Annotated in this window: 24 protein-coding genes; 13 read left to right on the top strand and 11 right to left on the bottom strand. The window is 61.8% G+C overall.

Annotation, left to right across the window (positions count from 1 at the left end):
• Positions 1-17 precede the first annotated feature (17 nt).
• The 6 genes from frc (C2L64_RS28550) (at position 18) to C2L64_RS28525 (ending at position 6,441) form a co-directional block, all read left to right on the top strand.
• Positions 18-1,268, top strand: a complete 1,251-nt coding sequence (gene frc / locus C2L64_RS28550) for a formyl-CoA transferase (RefSeq protein WP_007585242.1) — start codon at positions 18-20, stop codon at positions 1,266-1,268.
• Positions 1,269-1,388: 120 nt separating this feature from the next.
• Entirely contained in the window at positions 1,389-1,820 is a 432-nt protein-coding gene (locus C2L64_RS28545; protein ID WP_007585243.1) for a PAS domain-containing protein, read from the top strand.
• 92 nt (positions 1,821-1,912) lie between these two features.
• Positions 1,913-2,149 carry a hypothetical protein gene (locus tag C2L64_RS28540; protein ID WP_007585245.1) on the top strand — a complete coding sequence of 79 codons (237 nt, stop codon included), beginning with the start codon at positions 1,913-1,915 and terminating at the stop codon, positions 2,147-2,149.
• A gap of 1,005 nt (positions 2,150-3,154) precedes the next feature.
• Positions 3,155-4,402: a formyl-CoA transferase gene (frc, locus tag C2L64_RS28535; RefSeq protein WP_007585247.1), complete on the top strand. Its 1,248-nt coding sequence runs from the start codon at positions 3,155-3,157 to the stop codon at positions 4,400-4,402.
• Between the two features lie 68 nt (positions 4,403-4,470).
• Positions 4,471-5,268: a fumarylacetoacetate hydrolase family protein gene (locus C2L64_RS28530; RefSeq protein ID WP_007585249.1), complete on the top strand. Its 798-nt coding sequence runs from the start codon at positions 4,471-4,473 to the stop codon at positions 5,266-5,268.
• A 144-nt stretch (positions 5,269-5,412) separates the two neighbouring features.
• Positions 5,413-6,441 carry a 2-dehydropantoate 2-reductase gene (locus C2L64_RS28525; protein ID WP_007585250.1) on the top strand — a complete coding sequence of 343 codons (1,029 nt, stop codon included), beginning with the start codon at positions 5,413-5,415 and terminating at the stop codon, positions 6,439-6,441.
• Between the two features lie 69 nt (positions 6,442-6,510).
• Here C2L64_RS28525 and C2L64_RS28520 read toward each other — a convergent pair whose 3' ends face one another.
• Both C2L64_RS28520 and C2L64_RS28515 read right to left on the bottom strand, forming a co-directional pair.
• The gene (locus C2L64_RS28520; RefSeq protein WP_039900924.1) at positions 6,511-6,690 is read right to left on the bottom strand and encodes a hypothetical protein; all 180 of its coding nucleotides are present in this window, start codon (positions 6,688-6,690) and stop codon (positions 6,511-6,513) included.
• Positions 6,691-7,072: 382 nt separating this feature from the next.
• Complete coding sequence (locus C2L64_RS28515; protein ID WP_007585251.1) at positions 7,073-8,185, bottom strand: porin; 1,113 nt, start codon at positions 8,183-8,185, stop codon at positions 7,073-7,075.
• 321 nt (positions 8,186-8,506) lie between these two features.
• Here C2L64_RS28515 and C2L64_RS28510 point away from each other — a divergent pair, with 321 nt between their 5' ends.
• On the top strand, positions 8,507-9,295 hold the full coding sequence (locus tag C2L64_RS28510) for an SDR family NAD(P)-dependent oxidoreductase (RefSeq protein WP_007585252.1): 789 nt from the start codon (positions 8,507-8,509) through the stop codon (positions 9,293-9,295).
• Positions 9,296-9,454: 159 nt separating this feature from the next.
• The gene (locus C2L64_RS28505; protein WP_007585253.1) at positions 9,455-10,279 is read left to right on the top strand and encodes a DUF72 domain-containing protein; all 825 of its coding nucleotides are present in this window, start codon (positions 9,455-9,457) and stop codon (positions 10,277-10,279) included.
• Positions 10,280-10,296: 17 nt separating this feature from the next.
• Here the strand turns inward: C2L64_RS28505 and C2L64_RS28500 are convergent, their stop codons facing one another.
• From C2L64_RS28500 to C2L64_RS28485, 4 genes are all read right to left on the bottom strand, one after another.
• Complete coding sequence (locus C2L64_RS28500; RefSeq protein ID WP_007585255.1) at positions 10,297-10,635, bottom strand: hypothetical protein; 339 nt, start codon at positions 10,633-10,635, stop codon at positions 10,297-10,299.
• Positions 10,636-11,057: 422 nt separating this feature from the next.
• Positions 11,058-11,357: a DUF4148 domain-containing protein gene (locus tag C2L64_RS28495; RefSeq protein ID WP_007585257.1), complete on the bottom strand. Its 300-nt coding sequence runs from the start codon at positions 11,355-11,357 to the stop codon at positions 11,058-11,060.
• Between the two features lie 216 nt (positions 11,358-11,573).
• Entirely contained in the window at positions 11,574-12,725 is a 1,152-nt protein-coding gene (locus C2L64_RS28490) for a porin (protein ID WP_007585264.1), read from the bottom strand.
• Between the two features lie 266 nt (positions 12,726-12,991).
• Entirely contained in the window at positions 12,992-13,438 is a 447-nt protein-coding gene (locus tag C2L64_RS28485) for a cyclic nucleotide-binding domain-containing protein (protein WP_007585265.1), read from the bottom strand.
• Positions 13,439-13,795: 357 nt separating this feature from the next.
• Here C2L64_RS28485 and C2L64_RS28480 point away from each other — a divergent pair, with 357 nt between their 5' ends.
• From C2L64_RS28480 to C2L64_RS28465, 4 genes are all read left to right on the top strand, one after another.
• Entirely contained in the window at positions 13,796-14,668 is an 873-nt protein-coding gene (locus tag C2L64_RS28480) for a TauD/TfdA dioxygenase family protein (protein WP_007585267.1), read from the top strand.
• Positions 14,669-14,711: 43 nt separating this feature from the next.
• Positions 14,712-15,764 (top strand): ABC transporter substrate-binding protein, encoded by a 1,053-nt coding sequence (locus C2L64_RS28475; protein WP_007585270.1) that lies wholly within the window; start codon positions 14,712-14,714, stop codon positions 15,762-15,764.
• 259 nt (positions 15,765-16,023) lie between these two features.
• Complete coding sequence (locus C2L64_RS28470) at positions 16,024-16,860, top strand: ABC transporter ATP-binding protein (RefSeq protein WP_007585271.1); 837 nt, start codon at positions 16,024-16,026, stop codon at positions 16,858-16,860.
• Entirely contained in the window at positions 16,857-17,735 is an 879-nt protein-coding gene (locus C2L64_RS28465) for an ABC transporter permease (protein ID WP_007585272.1), read from the top strand. Before C2L64_RS28470 ends, C2L64_RS28465 begins: the two co-directional genes overlap by 4 nt.
• Before the next feature lie 39 nt (positions 17,736-17,774).
• On the opposite strand, the gene C2L64_RS28460 is transcribed toward C2L64_RS28465, so the two are convergent.
• Positions 17,775-18,317, bottom strand: a complete 543-nt coding sequence (locus C2L64_RS28460) for a cupin domain-containing protein (protein ID WP_007585274.1) — start codon at positions 18,315-18,317, stop codon at positions 17,775-17,777.
• A gap of 262 nt (positions 18,318-18,579) precedes the next feature.
• Between C2L64_RS28460 and C2L64_RS28455 the strand changes: the two genes are divergently transcribed.
• The gene (locus C2L64_RS28455) at positions 18,580-21,414 is read left to right on the top strand and encodes a sensor domain-containing phosphodiesterase (RefSeq protein WP_007585275.1); all 2,835 of its coding nucleotides are present in this window, start codon (positions 18,580-18,582) and stop codon (positions 21,412-21,414) included.
• A 16-nt stretch (positions 21,415-21,430) separates the two neighbouring features.
• Here C2L64_RS28455 and C2L64_RS28450 read toward each other — a convergent pair whose 3' ends face one another.
• From C2L64_RS28450 to C2L64_RS28435, 4 genes are all read right to left on the bottom strand, one after another.
• Positions 21,431-22,012 carry a peroxidase-related enzyme gene (locus tag C2L64_RS28450; protein WP_007585277.1) on the bottom strand — a complete coding sequence of 194 codons (582 nt, stop codon included), beginning with the start codon at positions 22,010-22,012 and terminating at the stop codon, positions 21,431-21,433.
• Positions 22,013-23,113: 1,101 nt separating this feature from the next.
• Positions 23,114-24,523 (bottom strand): MFS transporter, encoded by a 1,410-nt coding sequence (locus C2L64_RS28445; RefSeq protein ID WP_007587568.1) that lies wholly within the window; start codon positions 24,521-24,523, stop codon positions 23,114-23,116.
• Between the two features lie 1,110 nt (positions 24,524-25,633).
• On the bottom strand, positions 25,634-26,002 hold the full coding sequence (locus C2L64_RS28440) for a DUF190 domain-containing protein (RefSeq protein WP_007745748.1): 369 nt from the start codon (positions 26,000-26,002) through the stop codon (positions 25,634-25,636).
• Positions 26,003-26,033: 31 nt separating this feature from the next.
• Positions 26,034-26,423: a hypothetical protein gene (locus C2L64_RS28435; RefSeq protein WP_009770372.1), complete on the bottom strand. Its 390-nt coding sequence runs from the start codon at positions 26,421-26,423 to the stop codon at positions 26,034-26,036.
• Positions 26,424-26,482 lie beyond the last annotated feature (59 nt).

The following is a 26,482-nucleotide window of genomic DNA, read 5'->3' as shown; positions in this document are numbered from 1 at the left end:
ACCACGGAGATACAAAAGTGAGCAAACCACTCGAAGGCGTCAAGATCATTGACTTCACGCACGTCCAGGCCGGTCCTGCGTGCACCCAGTTGCTTGCCTGGTTCGGCGCGGATGTGATCAAGGTCGAGCGCCCGGGTTCGGGCGACGTGACGCGCAACCAGCTGCGCGACATTCCCGAAGCCGACGCGCTGTACTTCACGATGCTCAACAGCAACAAGCGTTCGCTGACACTCGACACGAAGACGCAGGACGGCAAGGAAGTGCTCGAGAAGCTGATTCAGGAATCGGACGTGCTGGTCGAAAACTTCGCACCGGGCGCGCTGGACCGCATGGGCTTCACGTGGGAGCGCATCAACGAACTGAACCCGAAGATGATCGTGGCTTCCGTGAAGGGCTTCAGCGACGGCCACCACTACGACGACCTGAAGGTCTATGAAAACGTCGCGCAATGCGCGGGCGGCGCGGCTTCGACGACGGGCTTCTGGGACGGCCCGCCGACGGTCAGCGCAGCGGCGCTCGGCGACAGCAACACGGGCATGCATCTCGCCATCGGCATTCTCACGGCGCTGATCGGCCGCGACAAGACGGGCAAGGGGCAGAAGGTGGCCGTGTCGATGCAGGACAGCGTGATCAACCTGTGCCGCGTGAAGCTGCGCGACCAGCAGCGTCTGGACCGCGTCGGTTACCTCGAAGAGTATCCGCAGTATCCGCACGGCGAATTCACCGATGTCGTGCCGCGCGGCGGCAATGCGGGCGGCGGCGGCCAGCCGGGCTGGGTGCTCAAGTGCAAGGGCTGGGAAACGGACCCGAACGCGTACATCTACTTCACGATTCAGGGCCACGCGTGGGACCCGATCTGCCGCGCGATCGGCAAGCCGGAATGGATCGACGACCCGGCATACAAGACGGCGCAGGCACGTCAGCCGCACATCTTCGATATCTTCAACACGATCGAAGCGTGGCTCGCCGACAAGACGAAGTTCGAAGCTGTCGACATCCTGCGCAAGTTCGACATTCCGTGCTCGCCTGTTCTGTCGATGAAGGAAATCGCCAACGACGAGTCGCTGCGTGCGAGCGGCACGATCGTCGAAGTGGACCACAAGGCGCGCGGCAAGTACCTGACGGTTGGCAGCCCGATCAAGTTCTCGGACATGAAGCCCGAGATCACGGGTTCGCCGCTGCTCGGCGAGCACACGGAAGAAGTGCTGAAGGACCTCGGCTACAGCTTCGATCAGATCGCGAACTTGCGGGAAGCGAAAGTGGTGTAATTGTCACCGGCGTATCAATGGGCTCCGGGTTGGACAGGAGAGACGGAGCCCACACGAACAGCGCCCGCGTGGCGCTGTTTTTACTGAGCGGCAGCGAGCCCATAACACACGAGCCCCTATATGCAAGCAGCCATCGATTTTGAACAACTGGTGCACGCGATCGGCGATGCCGTCGTGATTTCGGACCACCACGGCGCGATCACGCTGTGGAATCCCGCGGCGGAGCGCATCTTTGGTTTTACGCAGGAAGACGCGCTGGGTCAGTCGCTCGATCTGATTATTCCCGAGCGTTTGCGCGGGCGTCACTGGGAAGGCTATGAAAAGACCATGGCGACGGGACAGACGCGCTATGGCAACGATCTTCTTCGCGTGCCTGCGATTCATAAGGACGGGCGTGCGTTGTCGATTGCTTTTACGGTTGCACTGTTGTATTCACCCGAGCGCGAATTGACGGGCATTGTCGCGGTGATCCGCGATGAAACCGCGCGCTTCCAGGAAGACCGCAATCTGCGCAAGCGCATCGCGGAACTTGAGGCGCGCGTTGGCGCCTGAGGTGTTCTCGAAGGCGGTGTGCGCCGCCTTGCACTCGCGCAGTCAATATCAACGTCGATCGTCGTTGCGGCGATTCAGTACGGAGAACATCGATGCGTGTGGAAATTTTTGGACCTTATCAGGTCGAGTTGTCTGCTATGCAGTTTATTCATAACGGTGGGTGGGCGGCGTTTGCCGCCGTGCGCAAACTGGATGATGGGGCTGATGTGCCCGTTCATGTTTTGCCTTTCCAACATGTTGTTGATCACACTGTGTTCGCAACTGAGGCGGCTGCTATTGCCGCTGCGCGCGGTGTAGCTGTTGCAGTTATTGGGCCGCAGGCCGTATAGGCTTTTTGCCGTGCGGCGCGGGGGATTTTTGTTGGCGCCTGAGGTTTGGTTTTTTTGCCTTTGCGCTGGCATCCGCGTTACGGTGTTTGCTGCGCAAGCGGTTGGTTCTTTTGCCTCGGTGCTGGCATCCGCGCTATGCCTTCGTGCTTCAAGCGTCGCCCCTGTGCGGGGCGGCACCTACTTTTCTTTGCCGCCGCAAAGAAAAGTAGGCAAAAGAAAGCGGCTAACACCGCCAGCCCATGTTCTTATCCACGGGCCCCCAACGTCCCCACACTTCACGCGGCAGCATTTCTGTTCGCGTGAGTTGCCAACGCTCTCTCCATACGCATCACCCGCTTCACGCTCCCGCGTCGCCACGCGCGTGACCAAATTTCCCACGTTCTATAGCGGCAAACGGTGTGTAGGCCATCGCGCCGCATATGCCTTACTTCGGACCGAAAGCGCACGCATACCTCCATGTAGGAGCGCTGCCTTGTACGAAGGCACGACCTACACACAGTTTGCCGCTACGGGGCCGTGGATATTCCATATCGTGGGTCATGACGTCGGTGCGTGAAACGGGGGAGACGCTTGATAAGTACGTTGGCAACGTGCGTTGGCTATTTCGTTGCCGTGTGAAGCGTCGGGACGTTGGGGGCCCGTGGGTAATAACAAGAATTAGCGGTGTTAGCCGCTTTCTTTTGCCTACTTTTCTTTGCGGCAGCAAAGAAAAGTAGGTGCCGCCCCGCACAGGGGCAACGCCTGCGCCGCGTAGGCGCCACGCGGATGCCAGCCAAAAAAGCCCGCGCCGCAGACGCAAAAAAACCACGGACCACGAACAAAAATCACCCAGCGCCAGCGACAACCACGACCTTGGGGTTTATCCCCACTAAAAACCTGGCAAAAAAGCTTGCTCAAACATCAGGCTGTAAATACGATATATCACATATCAGGCGTGTTCAAATCCCGGGCAAAAACCCCCCGACATGCACAAGCAACACATTCAACAATGATGGGAGACGTAGCATGGGCAAGGCACTCGACGGTGTGCGCATTCTCGATTTCACCCACGTGCAATCAGGCCCGACCTGCACGCAGTTGCTCGCATGGTTCGGCGCAGACGTGATCAAGGTAGAGCGCGCGGGCGCAGGCGACATCACGCGCGAACAGCTGCGCGATATCCCCGACGCGGACAGCCTGTACTTCACGATGCTCAACCACAACAAGCGCTCGGTCACCATCGACACGAAGAATCCCGAAGGCAAGCTCGTGCTCGAGGCGCTGATCCAGAAGTGCGACGTGCTGGTGGAGAACTTCGCGCCGGGCGCGCTGGACCGCATGGGCTTCACGTGGGAGCGCATCCAGGAGCTGAACCCGAAGATGATCGTCGCGTCGGTCAAGGGCTTCGGTCCCGGGCCGTACGAAGACTGCAAGGTCTACGAGAACGTGGCGCAGTGCGTGGGCGGTGCGGCCTCGACGACGGGTTTCGATGACGGCCCGCCCGTCGTGACGGGCGCGCAGATCGGCGACAGCGGCACGGGCCTGCATCTGGCGCTGGGCATCGTGACGGCGCTCTATCAGCGCACGATGACGGGCCGCGGCCAGAAGGTGCTCGCAGCGATGCAGGACGGCGTGCTGAACCTGTGCCGCGTGAAGCTGCGCGACCAGCAGCGGCTGGAACGCACGGGCGTGATGAAAGAGTATCCGCAGTACCCGAACGGCACGTTCGGCGAGGCGGTGCCACGCGCGGGCAATGCATCGGGCGGTGGGCAGCCGGGCTGGATTTTGAAGTGCAAGGGCTGGGAGCACGATCCGAACGCCTACATCTACTTCATAACGCAGGCACCCGTGTGGGTGAAGATCTGCAACGTGATCGGCAAGGAAGAGTGGGCCACCGATCCCGAATACGCGACACCGAGCGCACGCCTGCCGCGCCTGAAGGACATCTTCGCGGAGATCGAACGCTGGACGATGACGAAGACCAAGTTCGAGGCGATGGAGATCCTGAACAAGTACGACATTCCGTGCGGGCCGATCCTGTCGATGAAAGAGATCGCGGAAGACGACTCGCTGCGCAAGACGGGGACGATCGTCGAGGTCGATCACCCGGTGCGCGGCAAGTATCTGACGGTGGGCAACCCGATCAAGCTGTCGGACAGCCCGACGGACGTGACACGTTCGCCGCTGCTCGGCGAGCACACGGACGAAGTGATGGCCGAACTCGGCTATTCGCGTGAACAGATCGAAGCGCTGCGGACAGTCGGCGCTATCTGAAGATTCAAACTCGTGACGCGGGCGTATTCACCGTGTCGGTCGACAAAAAATTTGTGGAGACAGTTTCGATGACATCGTGGATACGCTTCCGGCAGCCGCAAGGTCATATCGGTTTCGGCGTGCTGGACAACGGCAACATCGCCGAATTCGAAGGCGACATGTTCGGCGACGCAACAGCGACGGGAAAGCAGTGGCAACAGGACGACGTCGAGTTGCTGAGCCCCTGCCTGCCGACCAAGGTCGTCGCGCTCTGGAACAACTTTCATGCGCTGTCGCAGAAGCTCGGCAAGGCGGCGCCGTCGCATCCGCTCTTTCTGATCAAGCCGCCGATGTCGGTGATCGGCCCCGGCGCGCCCATTCGCCGCCCCAAAGGCTATAGCGGCAAGATCGCCTATGAAGGCGAACTCGGCATCGTGATCGGCAAGCGCTGCACCAATGTCTCGCCCGAAGAAGCGGACGGCTACATCTTCGGCTACACCTGCATCAACGACGTCACGGCCGTCGACCTGCTGAACGAAGACCCGAATTTCGCGCAATGGTGCCGCTCGAAAGGCTTCGATACGTTCAGCTGCATCGGGCCCGTGATCAAGACACAGTTCGATTGGCGCAATGCGAATGTCGTCACGCGCCTCGACGATGTCGAGCGGCAGAACTATCCGATCTCCGACATGATCTTCACGCCGGCGGAACAGGTCAGCATGATCTCGCACGACATGACGCTGATGCCCGGCGACGTGATCGCATGCGGGACGTCGATCGGCGTCGGCTCGATCAAGGACGGCTCGACGGTCGTCGTATCGATCGACGGCATCGGCGCGCTGCCGAACCAGCTCGCGGCCGCAAGGCAGCTCGAGACGGCGGCCTGAAACGAACACGCACTGAGCATGCAATGAGAGCCGGACGCGTCATCGCCAATGAGTCGACCATGAATCGACAATGACGATCGCGCGCTGCGTCGCGAGACGCCCGGCTCGATCTCACTGATCACTTCTTGGAATGGGAGCAGATAGATGAAGATCTGTGTTTATGGAGCCGGCGCGATTGGCGCCTATGTAGGCGCGGAACTGGCGCTTGCGGGCGCGGATGTCAGTTTCGTCGCACGCGGCCCGCATCTTGCCGCGATGCAACGCAACGGCGTGCGTCTGCTGATCGACGATACCGAGCGTGTCGTCAACGTACGTTGTTCGTCGGACCCGCGCGAGCTGGGGCCGCAGGACTACGTGATCATCGCGCTGAAGGCGCATTCGGTGCCGGGCGTCGTCGACGCGATGCAGCCGCTGCTCGGGCCCGAGACGGCCATCGTGACGGCCGTCAACGGCATTCCGTACTGGTATTTCTACAAGCATGGCGGCGAGTTCGCGAACACGACGCTCGAAAGCATCGACCCGGGTGGCACGCAATGGCAGAAGCTTGGACCCGAGCGCGCGATCGGCTGTGTCGTCTATCCCGCCGCGGAGATCGTCGAGCCGGGCGTGATCAAGCATGTGTACGGCAAGAAGTTTCCGATCGGCGAGCCGGACGGCACGCGTTCTCCGCGCGTCGAAGCGCTGTCGCAGATCATGGTCGCAGCGGGACTCGACGCGCCCATTCGTGACAACATCCGCGATGAAATCTGGCTGAAACTGTGGGGCAATCTGTGCTTTAACCCGATCAGCGCATTGACGCACGCGACGCTCGATGTCATCACAAGTCACGTCGGCACGCGCGCCGTCGCGAAGACGATGATGCTCGAAGCGAAATCCGTGGCGGATCGTTTCGGCGTGCATTTCCGGGTGGATGTCGAGCGGCGTATCGATGGCGCGGGCGCGGTGGGCGCGCACAAGACCTCGATGCTGCAGGATCTCGAGGCGGGACGTCCGATGGAAATCGATCCGCTGCTGACCGTCGTGCAGGAAATGGGCCGGCTGGTCGGGCATGAAACGCCGACCGTCGATACCGTTCTCGCGTTGATCAAGCTGCGCGAGCAGATTGCGCAGCAGAAGGATGGCGCGCCAGCGGCGAAGCCGGAACACGCTGCGCCGAGCGCGAAGGCTGCATAAGTAGCGCGGTTTCGTATTGAGGAGTTAAGCGCACGCGGGCCGTCACACGGCCCGCGTGCCACTTTCCCATCAGCCGACGCAGACTTCCTCACCCCGCCCGACACTATGGCCGACCCACAGCCCGGCGTCGTAGGCCGCTTCGAGCGCGGCGAGCACGTCCGGATGCTCGTTCAGTTCCTCGATGCCGAGCGCTTCGCGCGCGATCAAGCCAAGCAGTTCGAGACGCTCTTCATAGATGGGGCTTTTCATGGCACCTCCTTCAAGGTTGAAATCGCTGCGGCAGCATTCGCTGGCGTGTCGCGCAAGACACGGTTTTTCTCATTGCCGTTGTCGAAACTGAACGTGGGCCGGAAGCAAGCCCGTCAGCGGCAGGAGCGCGGTTGCTGCGATCGAAATCGACCTGGAGAGATGCGGTGAGCGCGAATGCGCGTATTGATCTCTGGCTTCCGTCTCAGGTTGAATCAGTGTGCGATTCAATAGTAGGCAAATGCGGGTTGCCTTGCGCGTGGTCAAGCGCCGCATATCGAAGTACTACTCGAATCGCGTGACAGCGGCAGGTATTCCGGTATTGGCATGGGGTCGATGCCAAAGTGGAATGGTCCGCTATTCTTCGTACGATTGACGCCGTCGGTCAGAAGACATGCATCACGCCGACGTAGGCGCCCGTTTGCGATTCGCCGGGCAACGGGTTCGTGTTCGCGCTGCCCGTCGCATCGCGCGAGGTCGCGAGCAGCGAGAAGTTCGCGTGGCTGCTGTTGCGCATGTAGGCGACCGTGCCGTAGAGGAAAGTGCGCTGGCTCAGGTTGTAGGTGGACCCGAGCACGAACATCGTCGCGTGTCCGGCGGGATCGTGCGTCGCGTCGCCCGAGCCTTCGCTCAGATGGACGTAGAAGGCAGCCGCCGCCATGGCGAATTGATGCGTGGCTTCCCACGTCGCGCCGAGCCAGTAGTAGTCGGCGCTGTCGGCGAGGCCCGCTGGCGTATCGGGCGCGGCGAGGTGCGTATAGGCGCCCTGAATCTTTACCTTCGATACACGCACATTCGCGCCGACAAAGTATTCGCGCGAACTCGTGAAGACGTTGGTCATGCGTCCATTCACGTCGCGCAGTTCGTCGTAGATGCCGCGCACGTCGAACAGTGTCGAGTGATACGTGAGCATGATGCCGTCCGATCGTCCGAACTCGCCGGGCGCGCCGCGATTGAAGCCGTCCGCCTGATTGCCCAACGCGTATTGCCCTTGCACATCGAAGCCGTAAAAAACGGGGCTGTGATACTCGATGTTATTGCTCGTCTGTTGCCAGTTGCGCCCACGCACGAGCGATGCCGACGAGAAAGCCTGCTGCACGAAGGGATCGAATTCCCATACGCCGTCGCTATCGATGAACAGGTTTCGGCCCGCCTGAATCTGACCGTAGCGTTTGTCAGCGAGTCCGACATACGCGCGGCGCGAGAACAGCCGGCCGCCGCTCGTCGTGCCGTTCATCACCTGCAGTCCCGTTTCCAGATCGAACACCGACGACATGCCGCCGCCAAGATCTTCCGATCCCTTGAAGCCCAGCATGCTGGTGCCCCAGTCGCCGCCTTCGGCCGTCCAGCTGGAGGTGCTGCCGCCCGAAGGCGTCGCGATGTGATTCAGATACTGGACACCGCCATCGATGCGGCCATAGAGCGTCACGCTGTTCTGCGCGAACGCGACGGGAGAGGCGAGCGCGAGCAGCGCGGCGAGCCGGGTGCGTAATCTCATGGGCGTCTCTTCGTATCCTCGATGCGTGGATAACTCGTTATCTGGACATTGCGCCGGATGGTCACGCGTTATGCATGAATGTGTTCTCGTGCGCCCGGCGAATGTCAGTCGGATGCTAGTACTGTTTGAAGAATCGTGCTCGCAATCGCCCGAGACGCCGACTTCTCAGTGATTGCGGGCGCCGCGCGGCATCCGTCCCGCCGGCTGCAATATTTTTATCCCGGTCCTACACTCGCGAATGCAGCGTCACGATGCGGGACGATAGCGCGTTGCGCGCGTCTTGTCCGCGATCCGTTTATCGCACGATTGAAAGGAAACACGATGGATCTCAAGATCAGAAACAAGCTTGCGCTCGTAACGGGCTCCACCAAAGGCATCGGTCATGCGATCGCCGTCGGGCTCGCGCGCGAAGGCGTGAACGTGATCGTCAACGGCCGCTCGCAGCAATCGGTCGATCACGCCATCGAGACGCTGCGCGCGCAAGTGCCCGACGCGACCGTGCAAGGATTCGCCGGCGATGTGTCGGACGCAGCGCAAGTCGCGCAGCTCGTCGAGCGTTTTCCGCAGGTCGACATTCTCGTCAACAACATGGGCATCTTCGATCCGAAGCCGTTCGAAGAAATCTCCAATGAAGAGTGGCTGCGCTTCTTCAACGTGAACGTGATGTCCGGCGTGCAGCTGTCGCGCGCGTATTTACCCGGTATGAAGCAGAAGGACTGGGGGCGCGTCGTGTTCATCAGCAGCGAAAGCGGCATCCAGATTCCAACCGAAATGATTCACTACGGCTTGACCAAAACCGCGCAGCTTGCGCTCGCACGCGGTCTTGCCGAAACATGCACGGGCACGGCCGTAACGGTCAACTCGGTGTTGCCAGGGCCGACCAGTTCGGATGGCGTCGAGGAATTCATCGACAAGCTCTCGGGCGGACAGACCTTCGAGGCATTCGAAAAGCAGTTCTTCGAACAGGCGCGGCCCAGCTCGATCCTCAAGCGCTTCACGACGCCCGAGGAAATCGCGAACATGGTCGTATTCGTGTGCTCGGAACTGTCGTCGGCGACCAATGGCGCGGCGTTGCGCGCGGATGGCGGCGTGGTGCGCGCGGTGTTCTGATCTTCTGTTCGTTCACGCGGCGCGCAAAGGAACGGGCGCGCCGTGCCTTCTCCGCCTTCGATTGGCGTGATGCGACGATGTGCCGTTGCGCAAATGCCGGCTTGCATCGTCTATTCTGTGCATCATTGCTCTCGCGCGGCATGCGCCAAGGCGTGAACCATGACGACTCGAAAAACGACGGCGAAGGCAACGCGGATTCATATCGGCATTGGCGGCTGGACTTTCGAACCGTGGCGCGGCGTGTTCTATCCGAAAGGGCTCGCGCAGAAACGCGAGCTGGAATACGCAAGCCGCCAGCTCACGGCGATCGAGATCAACGGCACCTTCTACGGCTCGCAAAAGCCTGCGACGTTCGCGAAGTGGCACGACGAAACGCCCGACGACTTCGTGTTCGCGCTGAAGGCGCCGCGTTTCGCGACGCATCGGCGCGTGCTGGCGGAAGCACGCGATTCCGTCGAGCGGTTTGTCGCGAGCGGCGTGCTCGAACTCAAGAACAAGCTCGGCCCGATCAACTGGCAATTCCCGCCAACCAAACAGTTCGATGCCGATGACTTCGGCAGCTTCCTCGAATTATTGCCTGCGAAGGTCGATGGGCAGACGTTGCGCCATGCCGTCGAAGTGCGTCACGAGAGTTTCTGCGACGAGGCGTTCGTCGCGCTTGCGCGCAAGCATGATGTCGCGATTGTCGTAGCGGGCGATTCGAAGTATCCGCAGATCGCCGATCCGACGGCGTCGTTCGTCTACGCGCGCATCATGGGCACGGAAGAGGCGAATCCGCACGGCTACGCAAAGAAGGCGCTCGACAAGTGGACCGAGCGCGCGCAGACCTGGGCCGCGGGCGGCGCGCCCGACGATCTCGACACCTATGCCCGCGCAGCGCCGAAGAAGGCGCGCGATGTCTACCTGTTCGTGATCAGCGGGCACAAGGCGCACAATCCCGCCGCCGCGATGGCGCTCATCGAGCGGATCAAGGCGGAGCAGTAACGGCGCACAGGCATGACTCAGCGTTCGGGCGCCTCAAGCGTGTAGGACTCGTCGGCAATCGGCGCGGCCACGCTTGCCACAGGGCGCAGCGGCGGCTCGAACGCGGCCCACTGCGTCCAGTCGGGCGTCGCGCCAGGCGCTTTCAGGCGAAGTGCGCGCGAGCCGTCGACGAATACGAGCGATTCGAGATCGAAGAGACTCTCTGAAGCGACGCCGCCCGGCGTCGCGCGGCCCAGTTGATGGGTGAAGTTGAGATTCCCCTCGCGAAGCAGATCCAGATAGCTGTCGCAATGCGCGGCCGGCGGCCTGACCGTCCACCGGTTCAGCAGTTTTGCGGCGATTTCGGCATCGAACATCGTGATTTCTCCTCGCCTGAGCGGCCGCGAGCCCGATGGGCCGCGGCGGGCTGGTGTCCGCTTCGGGCGGACTAATCCGTCAATAATCAGCGCTTTCGCGGATGCGAAAGACATCTCCACCCACCACTATAGACAAAATTATGGTGCGATGCACAAAACCGGATTGAGTTTGCGGTCTAATCGTTGTTTTTCGAGTCAATCCGTTGGCGGTGGCGTGGTTAAGCGCTAGACGAAAGCGAGAAGAAGTGCGCGATTTCGCGCTAAATAGTGAGATTTCGCTGAACTTGCGAGCGGCGACCGTGCGGCTTCGATATTGGCGCACGGTCGTTCGTACAATAAGGATGCCGGGGCGCGCACGTCATGCAGCGCCCGCAACGCGTGAAAATGCCGCGCAATCACGCGGCACTGCGCTAATCGAAACGTCACTGCGCGGCAGGATGCCCCGCGCCCGTCTGCGACGAACCCGACGTGCCCGCGCCATACTCGGATTGGGCGGCGCGTTTGGCGGCGAGCCGCTGCATCGCGTCCTGCACCTTCGACGGATAGGTCGGGTCTTCGCCGCCTCCAGCCTGGTAGCCGACGGACGCGAGATCGGCGAGTTCCTGGCGGACCTGCGCGCGCGTGACGCGGGTGCTGGATTCCTGGGCCTGCGTGAGGGCGGGCGCGGCGGCGAGCAAGGCCGCGGTCAACATGGCGACAGCGGCGGCAACTGTGGACTTCAAGACGTTCTCCAATAGCGATCCGAGGATGCCGGCCGTGTTGCATGAGCCGGCAAAACAAGTCTACGGATCGCCCGCGCAGAGAAAAACGGCCGGATCTGTAAGGCAGCCTTCCGTCTCGCAGAACGATACGGCGCGACGCGCACGCAAAAAAAGCCCGCCGCGCAGAACGCGGCGGGCTTCGCAACGCAAATCCCGGATAGTTGAAGCCGTGACGCTTTAGAAGCGGTGACGCATGCCGATTGTCGCGACAACCTGGTTGGCCGTCGTCGACGCGCCGCCCGACGTGTTGATGAACGCGACATAGTTCTGTCCGATGGCGTGCTGATACATCGCTTCGGCGTACACGTCCGTGCGCTTCGAGAATGCGTAGATGGCCTGCGCATTGACCTGGTTGAACTTCGGATCGGAACCGAACGTCGGCGAGCCGCTGATGTGGCCGTCGGTGTAGGTGTCGGTGATACCGAACGTGATGGCGGGTGTGAACTGATACTTGGCGTTCAGTTCGTAGTTGTCGAAGTGCATCGAGCCGTTCGTCATGGCGAACGCGTTGGTTTGCTGATAGTGGCTGTTCGTGTAGACGAAGCCGACCGTCGCGGGGCCGAACGCGTAGTTGATGCCCGCGCCGAACACGCGCTCGACGCCCGCGCCGACCTGGAAGCCGCCAACCCCATTTGCCGCCGATTCAGCCGTATCGACCGCGCCGCCCGTGTTCGTCGTGCTGTTCGAGCCGTTGATCTGCAAATAGCCGGCCGCGACGTTCAACGGACCCCACTGGTAGCTCGCGCCCGCGCTGTACGCGCGGTTCATCGCGAAGTCCGTGCTGTTCGAGAACGCGTACAACGCGCCGAACTTGAAGCCCGCGTAGTTGCTGCTCGTGTACTTGACGGCGTTGCTCATCCGGATCGAATGGTTGAGGTTGTCGTTGTCGAACGGGTGAGCGAAGCCCGTGTCGCCGAACGTGCCTGCTGTGCCCGACAGCGGCGCGACGAAGTCGACCAGCGAGTCATACTGGCGGCCCAGTGTGATCTGGCCGTAGTTGGCGCTGGCGAGGCCCACATACGCCTGGCGGCCGAACAGACGGCTGTGCTGGCCGAGCGTGCCGTTCTGCACGTTGAAGCCGTTTTCGAGCACGAAGATCGCCTTGTAGCCGCCGCCCAGATCTTCAGCGCCGCGCAGGCCGAAGCGGCTGCCGTTGATGGTGCCGCTCGTCGCCTGAAACAGCGCGCCGCTCGTGCCGCTCTTTTGCACGTTGTTGGTGTACATCAGGCCCGCGTCGATGATGCCGTACAGCGTGACCGAGCTTTGCGCGTGCGCGCCCGTTGCGGCCAATGCGCCGAGCACCGCAACTGCGGCGGGAATTCTTTTCATGGTTGAGCTCCAGCTATTCCAGACAATGAGTGAAAACAGCCTGGCGAGTATAGGAAAACGCGGGGTCCGATTTAACGCCGTGTTGCTGCAGCAGACTCTTGCGTCACATCGCATGAATGAGTCATCAAATCGAAACAATCGCTGGAAAGTTCGCCGTGAAGCGGCGCGCGACCAACCCGCTACGCATGAATTGCGCGGATGAGATTAGCTGGAAGGGGATTTCCGTTTGATGGCAGCGTGCACCGTTTGGGCGAATTACAACAGTCTCAGCCGGCGCTGCACACGATCGCTGTCAGGATGAAAGGCAACACCTGTTTGACGGTCGCTTCGCTGCCCGACTGTTGCACACGCACGCGCACCGACTCCGAAGGACCGGACACGACCACGCCATAGATCGAATCGGCTTCTGCCTTGCCGGTGCCTTGCCGGAAGATCGCGTCGTCGCGCTGATAGCCGAGCACGGCGTAGACGTGAAAGCCGAACGCTGTGAGATCGCGGCCGTGCTTCGGGCGGAATGCGTTGACCGAATTGGATTCGACCCGCATCGGATTCGGGTCGATGTATTCATCGTCGAGCAGCGGCTGAATGAAGGTGTGCGCGTCGGACTTGCAGACGAGTTGCTCGTCGAGTTCGAGCGCACACGCGGGTGTGCAACAGAGTCCCGCTCCCAGGGCGGCCAGCACGGCAATCGAGTGGATGCAATCCTTTGTCATGGAACTGGCGCGAGACCCTGAGCCGGCAATGGCCGGTCCCTGATGGTAGCCCGAACTTGTCACGCGCGTCAGCGAACGTCTGTACGCTAGCGAGCGATGCCGCCGCGCGGCCAAGCGGCACAACGGTCTCTGAACGTTGCGCGCGCACGCCGAAGCGGCTGTACAAACTTGCGCGAAATCAAAACGTGCGGTTCTCCAGGCTAGCCAGCCGTTTATCGCTAAAGCAGATATGAGTATGGGATTTGCTTCGTTGACGCACCCGTACGCTGGCCGTAGATTGACTCCATCGTTGCAACCCTACAAAGAATATTCAGCGTGACAACCACTGTTTCGTCCTCTCTACACGCCGCGCCGCGCGTGCAATCGGCTGGCGCGCGCCGGCCGCTCGAAATCGTTCCGTTCAATGCGCCCGTCGGCGCCGAAGTGCTCGGCCTCGATCTGAACCAGCCGCTTTCCGCCGAAGATTTCGCGCGCATTCACCGCGCGCATCTCGACCATCACGTGCTGGTGTTTCGCGATCAGCAGATCACGCCCGCGCAGCACATCGACTTCAGCCGCCGTTTTGGGCCGCTGCAGATTCATGTGCTGCACCAGTTTCAGTTGCCCGGTCATCCTGAAGTGCTGATCGTGTCGAACATTCGCGAGAACGGCCAGCCGATCGGACTCGGCGACGCCGGCCACTTCTGGCATTCGGACCTGTCGTACAAGGAAAAGCCGAGTCTCGGCTCGCTGCTGCACGCGCAGGAACTGCCTTCGGAAGGCGGCGACACGCTGTTCGCGAACATGCATCTGGCGTGGGACACGCTGCCCGAGCATTTGCGCAAGGCCGTCGAGGGACGCACGGCCGAGCACACGTACCTCGCCAAATACGCGGAACTGCAAAAGCGCAGCCCGTGGCGGCCGAATCTGTCGGCCGAGCAGGTCGCCGAAGTGAAGCCCGTCGTGCATCCCATCGTGCGTACGCATCCGGAAACGGGCCGCAAGGCGCTGTTCGTCAGCGAGCATTTCACGACGCATATCGTCGGCCTGCCCGAGGACGAAAGCCGCGAGTTGCTCGAGGCACTGTTTGCGCATAGCGTGCGTGACGAGCATATCTATCGTCATCAGTGGTCGGAGCACGATCTCGTGTTCTGGGACAACCGCTCGCTGATGCATCTCGCCGCAGGCACGCCCGATCATCTGCGCCGCAAGCTGTACCGCACGACGATCGAAGGCAACGCGCCGTTCTGATCCGCGCAGTCCTCATTTCCGTTTTCCGACACTCGGAGTTCCGATGCCGTTTTCATTTCGACCGGCCGCAGCGCGGCCGTCTTTCGCTCGCCGTTTCGTTTCGACGTTGCTTGCTGTGTCGCTCGGCGCAGCCAGTCTGGGCGTGTCGCTCGACGCGCACGCTGAAGGCCAGATCCGTGTTGCCGAACAGTTCGGCATTGTCTATCTGTTGCTGAACGTCGCGCGCGACCAGAAGTTCATCGAGAAAGAAGGGCACAAGGAAGGGCTCGACATCAAGGTCGACTGGGTGAAGCTGTCGGGCGGTTCGGCCGTGAACGACGCGCTGCTGTCGGGCTCGGTCGACGTCGCGGGCGCAGGTGTCGGTCCGCTGCTCACGATCTGGGATCGCACGCATGGCAAGCAGAATGTGAAGGGCGTCGCGTCGCTCGGCAATCTGCCGTATTACCTCGTGTCGAATAACCCGAACGTGAAGACGATTGCCGACTTCACCGACAAGGACCGCATCGCGCTGCCGGCCGTTACGGTGTCGGTGCAATCGCGCGTGTTGCAGTTCGCGGCCGCGAAGCGGTGGGGCGACAAGGAGTACAACCGTCTCGACAAGCTCACGCAGGCCGTGCCGCATCCCGATGCAGCGGCTGCGATCATCGCGGGCGGCACGGAAATCACAGGGCACTTCGGCAATCCGCCGTTTCAGGAGCAGGAACTGGCCGCGAATCCGAAAGCGCACATCGTGCTGAATTCATACGATGTGCTGGGCGGACCGAGTTCGGCGACCGTGCTCTATGCGACGGAGAAATTCCGTAGCGAGAACCCGAAGACGTATCGCGCGTTCGTCAACGGGCTTGCCGATGCTGCGCAATTCATCACGGCGAATCCGGAAGCCGCCGCCGATATCTACATTCGTGTGAATCAGGCGAAGACGGATCGCAATCTGCTGCTCTCGGTGATCCGCAATCCGCAGGTGCAATTCAAGGTCGCACCGCAAAACACGTTCGCGCTTGCGCAGTTCATGTATCGCGTCGGCGCGATTCGCAACGAACCGAAGTCGTGGAAAGACTACTTCTTCGACGATCCGGCGACGGCGGCCGGAAGCTGACCGCTGCCACGTTCGATACGCAAAAAACCCGCTATCCCAGCGGGTTTTTCTGTTTCTGGCGCGAGTGAAATCACGCTGCTAAACAAGACGCGACGGCGGTCATAGCGCGATTTACGTCGCTTATGCATCAGAGCGCATTGAATATCTACATTCATTGGTTGGTCTTTGCGAAGGCTCACCGTATGTTGTCGTTTTGCTTATGCGGTGTCGTCATCGTGAGAGTCATTTCGCACGCAGTTCAACTCAAAGGAGCGCGCTAATGGTCGCGAATCCTTCCGTGCTTTTCCCTGAAACTTCCGCCACGCAGGCAAGCGAGCCGGCGCATTCGAGCCGCCTGCTTGCCGTCGATCGCGTGAGCCTCGAATACCGCACGCGCGAACGCGTGGTGCGCGCTACGCACGACGTCAGCTTCGACGTGTATGGCGGCGACCGTTTCGTGCTGCTGGGCCCGTCGGGCTGCGGCAAGTCGACCTTGCTGAAAGCCGTCGGCGGATTCATCAAGCCGGCCTCGGGCACGATCACGCTCGACGGCGAAACGGTGCGCGAACCAGGCGCGGATCGCATCGTCGTGTTCCAGGAGTTCGATCAACTGCCGCCCTGGAAGACGGTGCTAGAGAACATTGCATTCCCGTTGCGCGCGGCAAAGAAGCTGAGCCGCGCCGAAGCGAAAGAACGCGCGCAGCATTATCTCGACAAGGTCGGCCTTGCGCAGTTCGCCGATGCGTATCCGCACACGCTGTCAGGCGGCATGAAGCAGCGCGTCGCGATTGCGCGCGCGCTCGCGATGCAGCCGCGCGTGCTGCTGATGGACGAGCCGTTTGCTGCGCTCGATGCGCTCACGCGCCGCAAGATGCAGGAAGAGTTGTTGCGCCTGTGGGAAGAAGTGCGCTTCACGCTGCTGTTCGTCACGCATTCGATCGAGGAAGCGCTGATTGTCGGTAGCCGGATTCTGCTGCTGTCGCCGCATCCGGGACGCGTGCGCGCCGAACTCAACAGCCACCAGTACACGCAGGACAGCTTGGGCCGCAGCGACTTCCAGCACCGCGTCGCGCAGATCCATCGGCTGCTGTTCGAAGAGACGGAGTCCGCCCGATGAGCACGCCTTCCACCTTGTTGCCGCCCGTGCGGGCCGAATACGAGCGGCCGCTCGAACCCGTCGGTGATCTCGCCGTCGAAGCGCCGTTGCCGCTCGCGCGGCGCCTTGCGAACCAGTCGTGGCTGAGCAAGACGATCATCGCGATCGTGCTGATCGCCATCTGGGAAATCGCTGCGCGCGCAATCGACAACGACCTGCTGCTGCCGACCTTCGGCGCGACGTTCCTGGCGTTCGTGCAAGGCATCGCGTCGGGCGAACTGCTGCAGAAAACAGCCGTGTCGATGTCTGTGCTGTTGCGCGGCTACCTGCTCGGCGTCGCACTCGCGTTCGTGCTGACATCGCTCGCCGTGTCGACGCGCATCGGCCGCGATCTGCTGTCGATGCTCACCGCGATGTTCAATCCGTTGCCGTCGATCGCCTTGCTGCCGCTCGCGCTGCTGTGGTTCGGTCTCGGTACGGGCAGCCTGTTGTTCGTGCTCGTGCATGCCGTGCTGTGGCCGCTCGCGCTGAACACATATTCGGGTTTTCGCGCCGTGCCCGCGACCTTGCGGATGGCGGGCCGCAACTATGGGCTGACGGGCTTGCGCCATGTCGTGCTGATCCTCGTGCCCGCGGCGCTGCCGTCTATCCTCGCAGGCCTGCGGGTCGGCTGGGCCTTCGCATGGCGCACGCTGATCGCCGCCGAACTCGTGTTCGGCGCGAGCAGCGGCAACGGCGGACTTGGCTGGTACATCTTCCAGAACCGCAACGAGCTCTACACCGACCGCGTGTTCGCGGGACTCGCCGCCGTCATCGCGATCGGCCTGCTCGTCGAGCATCTGGTGTTCGACACGCTGGAGCGCGTGACCGTGCGCCGCTGGGGCGTGCAGCACTGACGCTGCACCATGACGATGCAACGCCGGCGCTGACAACGCTCACGCCTCGTTCAGCCAGTGCTCGATCAACGGACCCTGTGCGCCGCGCACAGGGTCGCTGTGCGGAAACGGCAGGGCTTCCATCGCGGCGCGTTCCTTACCCGTCAATGCGTCGCGGCGGATGTCCCATTGCTGGCCCGGCGGATACGCGCCGATTACATTGAGCGGCCCGCTCGACGATTCGAGGCAATGCCCGGTGCCCGCCGGCAACAGGATCACGTCGCCCGCTTCCAGATGCACGACGCGGCCGCCCGGACCGCCCAGTATCACATCCGCCGCGCCCCCGGCGATGCCGAGCACTTCATGCGCCGACGAATGGAAGTGGTGATAGTCGAAGATGCCGTTGCGCCATTTCGGCGGCCAGCCGTTGCGCTGGAACATCGCTTCGAACGCGTCGGCGAGCCGCTCTCCGTCGCCTGAGCCGTCGCCGTCCAGCACGTCCCGATACAGGATGACGGGGAGATGCGCATTGTTCGGCACCCAGTCGCGCGGGCCGAGCCGGAAAACGTCCGCGTGCACCGCGCCCCTCGTATGTGCTTGCATGTCTGCTCCTCGAACTGATGCTGATGCGCCGTGCATGCGAATCGAAAGATCGCCTCGCGTGGGCGGCGCGGACGTCAGCTAAACAGCAAATCCCATCCCGCGGCAATCAGGGCAAAACCGCATCCGAAAAATCTTCAAGCAAACGTTTTCGTGTGCTTGAGGCATTTTTTTTGCGGGCCAGATACATTAAGTTTGCTGTTGCTTACGTCGATATAACGGTTCAAGGCGCAACACAATCACGGGACGGCACGAGGGCTGATTTATGTGGAATGCCGATCTGTCGGCAGGCGGGACGAGGTCGCAATCGATCGACGAGGCGGCGCGCGCGGTGGAGGCGCGCGGCGTGCCGTGGGCGTGGTATCGCGCGGGACAGCATCTCGAACTGGTGCGCGAAGGCGCAACGCGCTTCGACTGGCCGCGCGCGATCGTGCCCGCGATGCTGCACGACGCCTGCGTGGAGCGCGGCTGGTTCGCGTGGCCGACGGGCCGCAGCGACCTCGCGCTCGGCTGGCTGCTCGCGCCCGCGTCGTTCGCATCGGATCCCGCCTTTACCGCGCTCGCGCGCGCGATCGGCGAACAGATGCAGGCCGATGCGCTGGTGCGCGCGCAAAACGTGCAGCGCGTGCTGTACGACATCGCGTATCTCGCGAGTTCGATCAGCGAGCGCGGCGAGTTCCTGCAGGCCATTCACGAGCGTCTCGGCACGCTGATCGACGCGGAGAACTTCTATCTCGCGCTCTACGACGGCGAAACGGGCGCCGTCACGTATCCGTATTACATCGACCTGATCGACACCGAAGCCGTCGATACGAATCACATGGACATGGTCGACCCCGAACGCCTGTCGCTCACGGGTTACGTCCTGACCACGGGCCAGCCGTTGCTGATCGACGAGAAGGGCATCATCGACGCGGCCGCGACGGGGCGCTTTTACTGCGTCGGGCACCGTCCGAAGTTCTGGATGGGCGCGCCGCTGAAAAACGCCTCGGACGAAGTGTTCGGCATGGTGACGATGCAGGTCTACGATGCGTCGCGCATCTATAGCGCCGAGGACCGCGCGCTGTTTCTCGTTGTCGCGCGGCACGTGGCGATGGCGCTCGACCGCATTCTGCACCGCGTCGGCCTCGAAGCCGAAGTGGCGCGCCGCACGGCCGAGCTGTCGCGGCTGAACGACACGCTGCGCGCGGAAATCGCCGAGCGCGAGCGCGCGCAACACCTGCAGGCAGCGTTGTTTGAGATCGCCGAGCTGTCGAGCCAATCCGTCGATATCGGCAAGTTCTTTCGCAGCCTGCATGCGATCGTCGGCGGGCTGCTGTATGCGAAGAACTTCTATATCGCGTTGTTCGAACCCGCGACGGCGGAAGTGTCGTTTCCGTATTACATCGACGAAACGCAGCACGATGTGCCTGTACCGCGCCGTCGCGAGCGCGGGCTGACCGAGTATGTGATCCGCCAACGCGTGCCTTGCCTGCTCGACACCAGCGACGCCGTGCGTCTCGTCGAGGCGGGCGAGATCATGCTGGACACCGAGAACATCCGCTTGCGCTCGTGGCTTGGCGTGCCGCTCTTCGACGGCAGCGTGGTGCGCGGCGTGCTTGTCGTGCAGAGCTATTCGTCGAGCGTGCGTTACGACAGGCGCGATCAGGAACTGCTGACCTTCGTGTCGCGCCACATCGATACAGCGCTGTCGCGACGGCGCGTCGCGGAAGCGCAGCATGCGGCGAATCTCGAACTCGAAGCGCGCGTGCTGGCGCGCACGCAGGAACTCGACGCGGCCAATGCGCGGCTGTTGCACGAGAACTATCACGACGCGCTGACGGGCCTGCCGAACCGCTCGCATCTGTACGAGCGGCTCGAAGCGGCGTGGCATGGCTACAGCAAGCGCGGCGATCCGTTGTCGGTGCTGTTCATCGACCTCGACCGCTTCAAGGTCGTCAACGACAGTCTCGGCCATCTGTTCGGCGATGCATTGCTCGTCGACGTGGCCGGGCGTCTGCGCGAATGCTTGCGGCGCGACGATCTGCTCGCGCGTCTGGGCGGCGACGAGTTCGCCGTCGTCGTGCCGGGCGCGAACCTGCAAACGGTGTTGTCGCTTGCGGAGCGCATTCTTGCGGCTTTCGATACGCCGTTCAACATCGGCGAGCAGACGGTGTTCACGTCATGCAGCGTCGGTGTGGTGAGCGCGGACAGCGCGCATCACCGCGAGCCCGCCGACCTGCTGCGCGACGCCGATGCCGCGATGTACCGCGTGAAGAATCGCGGCCGCGACAGCTTCGCGGTGTTCAACCACCAGATGCGCCGTGAGCTGTCGGATCAGATCGAAACGGAGGGCGCGCTGCGCAATGCGCTCAAGCGCGATGACGAGCTGGTGCCGTATTTCCAGCCTATCGTCGATATCGGCAGCGGCCAGCTCGTCGCGCTGGAGGCGTTGATCCGCTGGCAGCAGCCGAACGGCGAGGTCTGGGCGCCGGGGCGTTTCCTGCCCGCGGTGGACGGGCTGAAGCTGATCGGGCGTCTGGACATGTATATGCTCACGCGCGTGGCGGAGATTCTCGCGCAGCCGGAGCATGTCGACTGGCCGCCCGTGCAGGTGAATCTGTCGAGCTATAGCATCACGCGCCCTGAGTTCGCGGACGAACTGCTCGAACTGTTGAAGCGCTATGGCGTGCATCCTTCGCGCATTTCGCTCGAACTGACGGAGGGCGCACTCGTTGCCGAGCCGGACCTTGCGCGCACGACGATGCAAAGCCTCGCGGATAACGGCATGTGCGTCGTGCTCGACGATTTCGGCACGGGGTTTTCTTCATTGAGCTATGTGCACCAGTATCGATTCAGCGGTTTGAAGATCGACAAGTCGTTTGTGCTCGAATTGACGCAGAGCGCGCGCAGCCGCGCGATTGTGCGCGCGATCGTGCGGATGGCGGAATCGCTGGAGCTGACGGTGGTCGCCGAGGGCATCGAGGATCAGCCGACGCTCGAACTGTTGCGCACGATCGGCGCGGCGCACGGGCAGGGGTATCACCTGGCGCGGCCGATGTCGCTGGACGCGCTGATGTCGTCGCCGCTGGCGCCGCGCTCGCGGGCGATGGAGCAGTAGTGCTCCTGTTTGACTCTTATTCGCGTGGGATGCGGCCCATCAGGTAGAACTCGTCGTTGGGGCGCATTGAGATGACGTTTGCCATGCGGTTCGACAGGCCGAAGAATGCGGTGATGGCGGCGATGTCCCAGATGTCGGCGTCGCTGAAGCCGTGCGTGCGCAGTGTGTTGAAATCTTCGTCGTTGGTGGATGCCGAGTCGCGGCATACCTTTAGCGCGAAATCTAGCATCGCTTTTTGGCGTGGCGTGATGTCGGCTTTGCGGTGATTCACGGCTAGTTGATCCGCTAGCAACGGTTGCTTTTCGTAGATGCGCAGGATTGCGCCGTGCGCTACTACGCAGTAGAGGCAGTTGTTGACGGCGCTCGTTGCGACTACGATCATTTCGCGCTCGCCTTTGGTGAGGCCGCCCTCTTTTAACATCAGGGCATCGTGGTAGGCGAAGAAGGCACGGAATTCGTCCGGGCGGTGGGCCAGTGTCAGGAAGACGTTTGGGACGAAGCCCGCTTTGGCTTGGACTTCCAGTATCCGGGCGCGGATGTCGTCGGGCCATTCGCCCGGGGTCGGGACTGGGTATCGGCTGATCGTTGTTTCTGGCATTGCAGTGTCTCCTTTTCTCTATGTCTGCGACGCTGGGCGGGGTTTTGGTTTTTTCTCTCGCATCCGCGGTTGTGTTTGGTGTCGGCGGGTTGGGTGTGCTCGTCTTTGCGCTGGCATCCGCGATTTGCCTTTGTGGCGCGGCCGGTTTGGTTTGTTGGGGTTTTCGCTGGCATCCGCGTTACGCCTTCGCACTTCAAGCGTCGCCCCTGTGCGGGGCGGCACCTACTTTTCTTTGCCGCCGCAAAGAAAAGTAGGCAAAAGAAAGCGGCTAACACCGCCAACTCTTCTTCTTGCCTGCGGGCCCCCAACGGCCCCGTCCTTCACATGGTAACGCTCTTGTTCACGCGCGTTGCCAACGCTCTCTCTGTACGCCTCACCCGCTTCATGCTCCCGCGTCGCCGCGCGCGATATCGAATTTCCCACGTTCTTTAGCGGCGAACTGTGTGTAGGCCTTCGCGCCACACGCGTATCACTTCGGACCCGATAGCGCACGATGTGCCTCCATGTAGAAGCGCTGCTCTGTACGACGGCACAACCTACACACAGTTTGCCGCAATGCGGCCGGAAACGTTCGCCAACATCAATCCATAGTGCGGGCGTTTGAAGTAGGTGAGGCGTTTATTCAAAGCGTTGGCAACGAACATGAGTCAGGACGTTGCCGCGTGAAGCATGGGGCCGTTGGGGGCCCGCATGCAAGAAGAAGGATTGGCGGTGTTAGCCGCTTTCTTTTGCCTACTTTTCTTTGCGGCGGCAAAGAAAAGTAGGTGCCGCCCCGCACAGGGGCGACGCTTGAAGTGCGAAGGCATGACGCGGATGCCAGCGCAAGGGCTAAAGCCGGAAGGCAACGCCTGAAGCACGAATGCAAAACGCGAATGCTGGCGCAACGGCTAAAACCTGAAGGCGACGCCTGAAGCACGAAGGCAAAACGCGGATGCTGGCGCAACGGCAAAAACCGGAAGGCGACGCATGAAGCACGAAGGCAAAACGCGGATGCCAGCGAAAAGACCAGCACACCCAACCCGCCCGCGCCGAGAAAACGCAAACGCGGATGCCAGCGCAAACACAAAAACACCGACCAGCGTCGCAGACAACAAAAAAAACCTACTTTGTGGTGACCTCTCTCTTCCCCCTCACAATCTCATCCCCAGCATTAGCCGACAACTTCCTGGTAACAAGAATCGAAGCAAACGAACAAAGCCCAACCACAACAAACGCGGGCCAGAAATCCGACCATTGCAGAGCAGCATGCCCATGCACAGCACGAGTAATCGACAGCACGATCCCCGCAACGGTAACCCCAAGTCCAAGAGAAATCTGCTGCACAACACTGCCGAGGCTAGTCGCCCGACCCACATCACGGCTTTCAATCTCCGCATAAGTCATCGAGTTCAAACTCGTAAACTGCAAAGCAGGAAAGAACCCACCAAGCAGCACAATGACCCAGATCAACCACGTCGGCGTCCCAGGGAAAAACGCACCGCACGCGGCAATGGCGATACCCGAATACGCCGCGTTATACATCAGCACTGTGCGAAACCCCCAGCGTCGCAAGACAGTGGCGGCAAGCGTCCGCATGAACATGCCACCAAACGCCGAGGCACACGTAATCAACCCCGATTCGAATGCGCTCATCCCAAGCCCTTCCTGCAGCACAAGCGGCAGCAAAAACGGCACAGCACCAAGCCCGATACGAAACAGCGATCCACCCAGCACGCTAGCCTGAAACGTCGGCACGCGAAAAAACCGCAAATCGAGCAACGGACGCTCGACACGCCGCGCATACAGCACATAGATGCCGAGCATCACAGCTCCGATCACCGTCATCACGACGGCCGTCGTGCCAGTCACCAGTTCGCCGTCGGTGAGCGAAAGCCCAAGCAGAAACAGCGACGCGCCGCCCGCCGACAAAACGAAACCCAACCAGTCGAGCGGACCCGGATGCGGCTCGCGCGTGTTCTTGATGTACTTGTTGGTGAGCCAGATGCCCAGAATGCCGACGGGAATGTTGATGAAGAAAATCAGCCGCCAATGCAGATACGTCGTGATGAAGCCGCCGAGCAGCGGCCCCGCCGCGGGTCCGAGCATCGCGGGCACGCTCAGGTAGTTCATCGCGCGTATGTACTCGGAACGCTCCACCACGCGGAAGATGATGATCCGCCCGACAGGCACCATCATTGCGCCGCCCACGCCCTGTATGAAGCGCGCAACCGTGAATGTCGCGAGTGATGTCGACGCCGCGCACGCCAGCGAGCCGACCACGAAGATGCCGATTGCCGTGCGGAACACCGAGCGCGCGCCGAAACGGTCGGCCAGCCATCCGCAGACGGGAATGAACACGCCGAGCCCGAGCACGTAGCTGGTGACGGCGATTTTCAGCGTGACGGGGTCCCGGCCGAAGGCGCGCGCCATTTCAGGCAGCGCAGTGACGATGACATTCGCATCGACGCTCTCCATGAACATCGCGCAGGCGACGATGACGGGAGCGATAAAAGCCTTGATGGCAAGCAGCACGGGCGGCGAGCGATGTAAGTGAATGTTGATTATTGCATAGCCAGTCCGGCAAATGCCATGACGTTGTGGTTACAACTGGATTTTCAGTACGGGGAGCTAGTCGCCGTCGGCATGCATGATCTGCCCGTAACGAGCGGTGTGGGGTAAGCGATCTGGGGTTTTGCCTTTGCGCTGGCATCCGCGTGGCGCTTGCGCGGTGCAAGCGTTGCTCCCTGTGCGGGGCGGCAGATGCTTTGTCTGCGACGGCTGGTTGGTTTGCTTCGGGTTTTCGCTGGCATCCGCGCTTTGCCTTCGTGCTTCAAGCGTTGCCCCTGTGCGGGGCGGCGCCTGCTTTGTCTGCGACGGCTGGTTGGTTTGCTTCGGGTTTGCGCTGGCATCCGCGTTACGGTGTTTGCCGTTCACGCGTCGCCCCTGTGCGGGGCGGCACCTACTTTTCTTTGCCGCCGCAAAGAAAAGTAGGCAAAAGAAAGCGGCTCACACCGCCAACATTTCTTCTTGCCTGAGGGCCCCCAACCGGTCCCTCGCTTCACACGGCAACCACGTGACTCATGCTTGTTGCCAACGCTCTTAATTGACGCCTCACCCGCTTCACGCACCTGCAATGCGGCACGCCGTGCCAGATATTCCACCGCCGCCCAGGTGGCAAACTGTGTGTAGGCCGTAGAGCCACACACGCCTCACTTCGAACCGATAGCGCACGCGTGCTGCGATGTAAGAGCACCAAGCTATACGACGCGACAGCCTACACACAGTTTGCCACCTGGGCGGCACGTACCATTCGCTGCCGCTTGCCCGAGTACGGGTATTCGAAGCGGGTGAGGCGTTCATTCGAAGCGTTGGCAGCAAACATGAGTCACGTGGTTGCCGTGTGTAGCGTAAGACCGGTTGGGGGCCCTCAGGCAGGAAGAAGAACTGGCGGTGTTAGCCGCTTTCTTTTGCCTACTTTTCTTTGCGGCGGCAAAGAAAAGTAGGTGCCGCCCCGCACAGGGGCGACGCATGAAGCACGAAGGCATAGCGCGGATGCCAGCGCAAACCCGAAGCAAACCAAGCAGTCGTCACAGACAAAGCAACTGCCGCCCCGCACAGGGGCAACGCATGCACAGCCGCCGGTCAGCTCCCGTGACGACAGAACAACCGATGATGCCCCTCCGGCCCGGCCGCCTCATCACCGCCGATCCAGCCAAACTCCACCGGCATGCGAGTAAAAAACACATGAACATTCGCCGCACGCACGATCTCGAGCAGACGATCCGCTTCAGCGTCCGTGGTCGCGAGGATCACTTGCTGCGGCTGGTCGCCGAGCGAAAGCGCATGCGCAGCATGAAGAGCACCCGCATGCCCAACGCCTTGCGCGCAACTAACCACCGTCGCGCCGCGAATCCCAAGCCCGCGCGCCTCGTGCAGCAGCCATTCGCACACGGTCTGATGACCGTGCCGCCGGTTGCGCTCAGTGAAGAAAGTCAATTGACAGCCGTTCATCGTGGCGCTCGCACGCTGGATGCCAACTCCGCTAGGCCCGTGACGCCGAAGCCGACGGCGCCCTGGCGCCCGCATGGCTCACGTGATGCCGCGCATATTCGACCGCTTCAATCAGCACGGAGGCGATTTCGCCGACGCGCTCGCGCGGTATTCGGATCTCGACCCATTCGCGCATCGCCGAGCGGCCATACGGCTGGAAAGCGAACGCGCGGCCCGTGTCCACCAGCTGCGCCGCGCGTTCGGCGGGCAGCTTGATGCCGATGCCGCTGCCGTACACGCAAAACGCGAGATTCGAGCCGACGAACGCAGCCGGGCAGCCGAACATCGCGCCCGCGTGCACCGTAGGGTCCTTGTCCTGAACGTAAGCGAACACCGCATCGAACAGTCCGACATCATGCAAGAGTCTTGGCTCTGTTTTCATCGCGTTTCTCCTGTCGCCCGGATTCGCGTTGCACCGCTAGCGCGTGGATCGGTCAGCGT

Source organism: Paraburkholderia hospita (genome assembly GCF_002902965.1).
Lineage (GTDB): Bacteria > Pseudomonadota > Gammaproteobacteria > Burkholderiales > Burkholderiaceae > Paraburkholderia > Paraburkholderia hospita.
This window is presented reverse-complemented; position numbering and strand designations above follow the sequence as displayed.

What these genes read in the sequence shown, in the direction of transcription:
- C2L64_RS28545 (WP_007585243.1), top strand. Translation starts at nt 1,389, where the DNA reads ATGCAAGCAGCCATCGATTTTGAACAACTGGTGCACGCGATCGGCGAT.
- C2L64_RS28540 (WP_007585245.1), top strand. Translation starts at nt 1,913, where the DNA reads ATGCGTGTGGAAATTTTTGGACCTTATCAGGTCGAGTTGTCTGCTATG.
- frc (WP_007585247.1), top strand. Translation starts at nt 3,155, where the DNA reads ATGGGCAAGGCACTCGACGGTGTGCGCATTCTCGATTTCACCCACGTG.
- C2L64_RS28530 (WP_007585249.1), top strand. Translation starts at nt 4,471, where the DNA reads ATGACATCGTGGATACGCTTCCGGCAGCCGCAAGGTCATATCGGTTTC.
- C2L64_RS28525 (WP_007585250.1), top strand. Translation starts at nt 5,413, where the DNA reads ATGAAGATCTGTGTTTATGGAGCCGGCGCGATTGGCGCCTATGTAGGC.
- C2L64_RS28520 (WP_039900924.1), bottom strand. Translation starts at nt 6,690, where the DNA reads ATGAAAAGCCCCATCTATGAAGAGCGTCTCGAACTGCTTGGCTTGATC.
- C2L64_RS28515 (WP_007585251.1), bottom strand. Translation starts at nt 8,185, where the DNA reads ATGAGATTACGCACCCGGCTCGCCGCGCTGCTCGCGCTCGCCTCTCCC.
- C2L64_RS28510 (WP_007585252.1), top strand. Translation starts at nt 8,507, where the DNA reads ATGGATCTCAAGATCAGAAACAAGCTTGCGCTCGTAACGGGCTCCACC.
- C2L64_RS28505 (WP_007585253.1), top strand. Translation starts at nt 9,455, where the DNA reads ATGACGACTCGAAAAACGACGGCGAAGGCAACGCGGATTCATATCGGC.
- C2L64_RS28500 (WP_007585255.1), bottom strand. Translation starts at nt 10,635, where the DNA reads ATGTTCGATGCCGAAATCGCCGCAAAACTGCTGAACCGGTGGACGGTC.
- C2L64_RS28490 (WP_007585264.1), bottom strand. Translation starts at nt 12,725, where the DNA reads ATGAAAAGAATTCCCGCCGCAGTTGCGGTGCTCGGCGCATTGGCCGCA.
- C2L64_RS28485 (WP_007585265.1), bottom strand. Translation starts at nt 13,438, where the DNA reads ATGACAAAGGATTGCATCCACTCGATTGCCGTGCTGGCCGCCCTGGGA.
- C2L64_RS28475 (WP_007585270.1), top strand. Translation starts at nt 14,712, where the DNA reads ATGCCGTTTTCATTTCGACCGGCCGCAGCGCGGCCGTCTTTCGCTCGC.
- C2L64_RS28470 (WP_007585271.1), top strand. Translation starts at nt 16,024, where the DNA reads ATGGTCGCGAATCCTTCCGTGCTTTTCCCTGAAACTTCCGCCACGCAG.
- C2L64_RS28465 (WP_007585272.1), top strand. Translation starts at nt 16,857, where the DNA reads ATGAGCACGCCTTCCACCTTGTTGCCGCCCGTGCGGGCCGAATACGAG.
- C2L64_RS28460 (WP_007585274.1), bottom strand. Translation starts at nt 18,317, where the DNA reads ATGCAAGCACATACGAGGGGCGCGGTGCACGCGGACGTTTTCCGGCTC.
- C2L64_RS28455 (WP_007585275.1), top strand. Translation starts at nt 18,580, where the DNA reads ATGTGGAATGCCGATCTGTCGGCAGGCGGGACGAGGTCGCAATCGATC.
- C2L64_RS28450 (WP_007585277.1), bottom strand. Translation starts at nt 22,012, where the DNA reads ATGCCAGAAACAACGATCAGCCGATACCCAGTCCCGACCCCGGGCGAA.
- C2L64_RS28440 (WP_007745748.1), bottom strand. Translation starts at nt 26,002, where the DNA reads ATGAACGGCTGTCAATTGACTTTCTTCACTGAGCGCAACCGGCGGCAC.
- C2L64_RS28435 (WP_009770372.1), bottom strand. Translation starts at nt 26,423, where the DNA reads ATGAAAACAGAGCCAAGACTCTTGCATGATGTCGGACTGTTCGATGCG.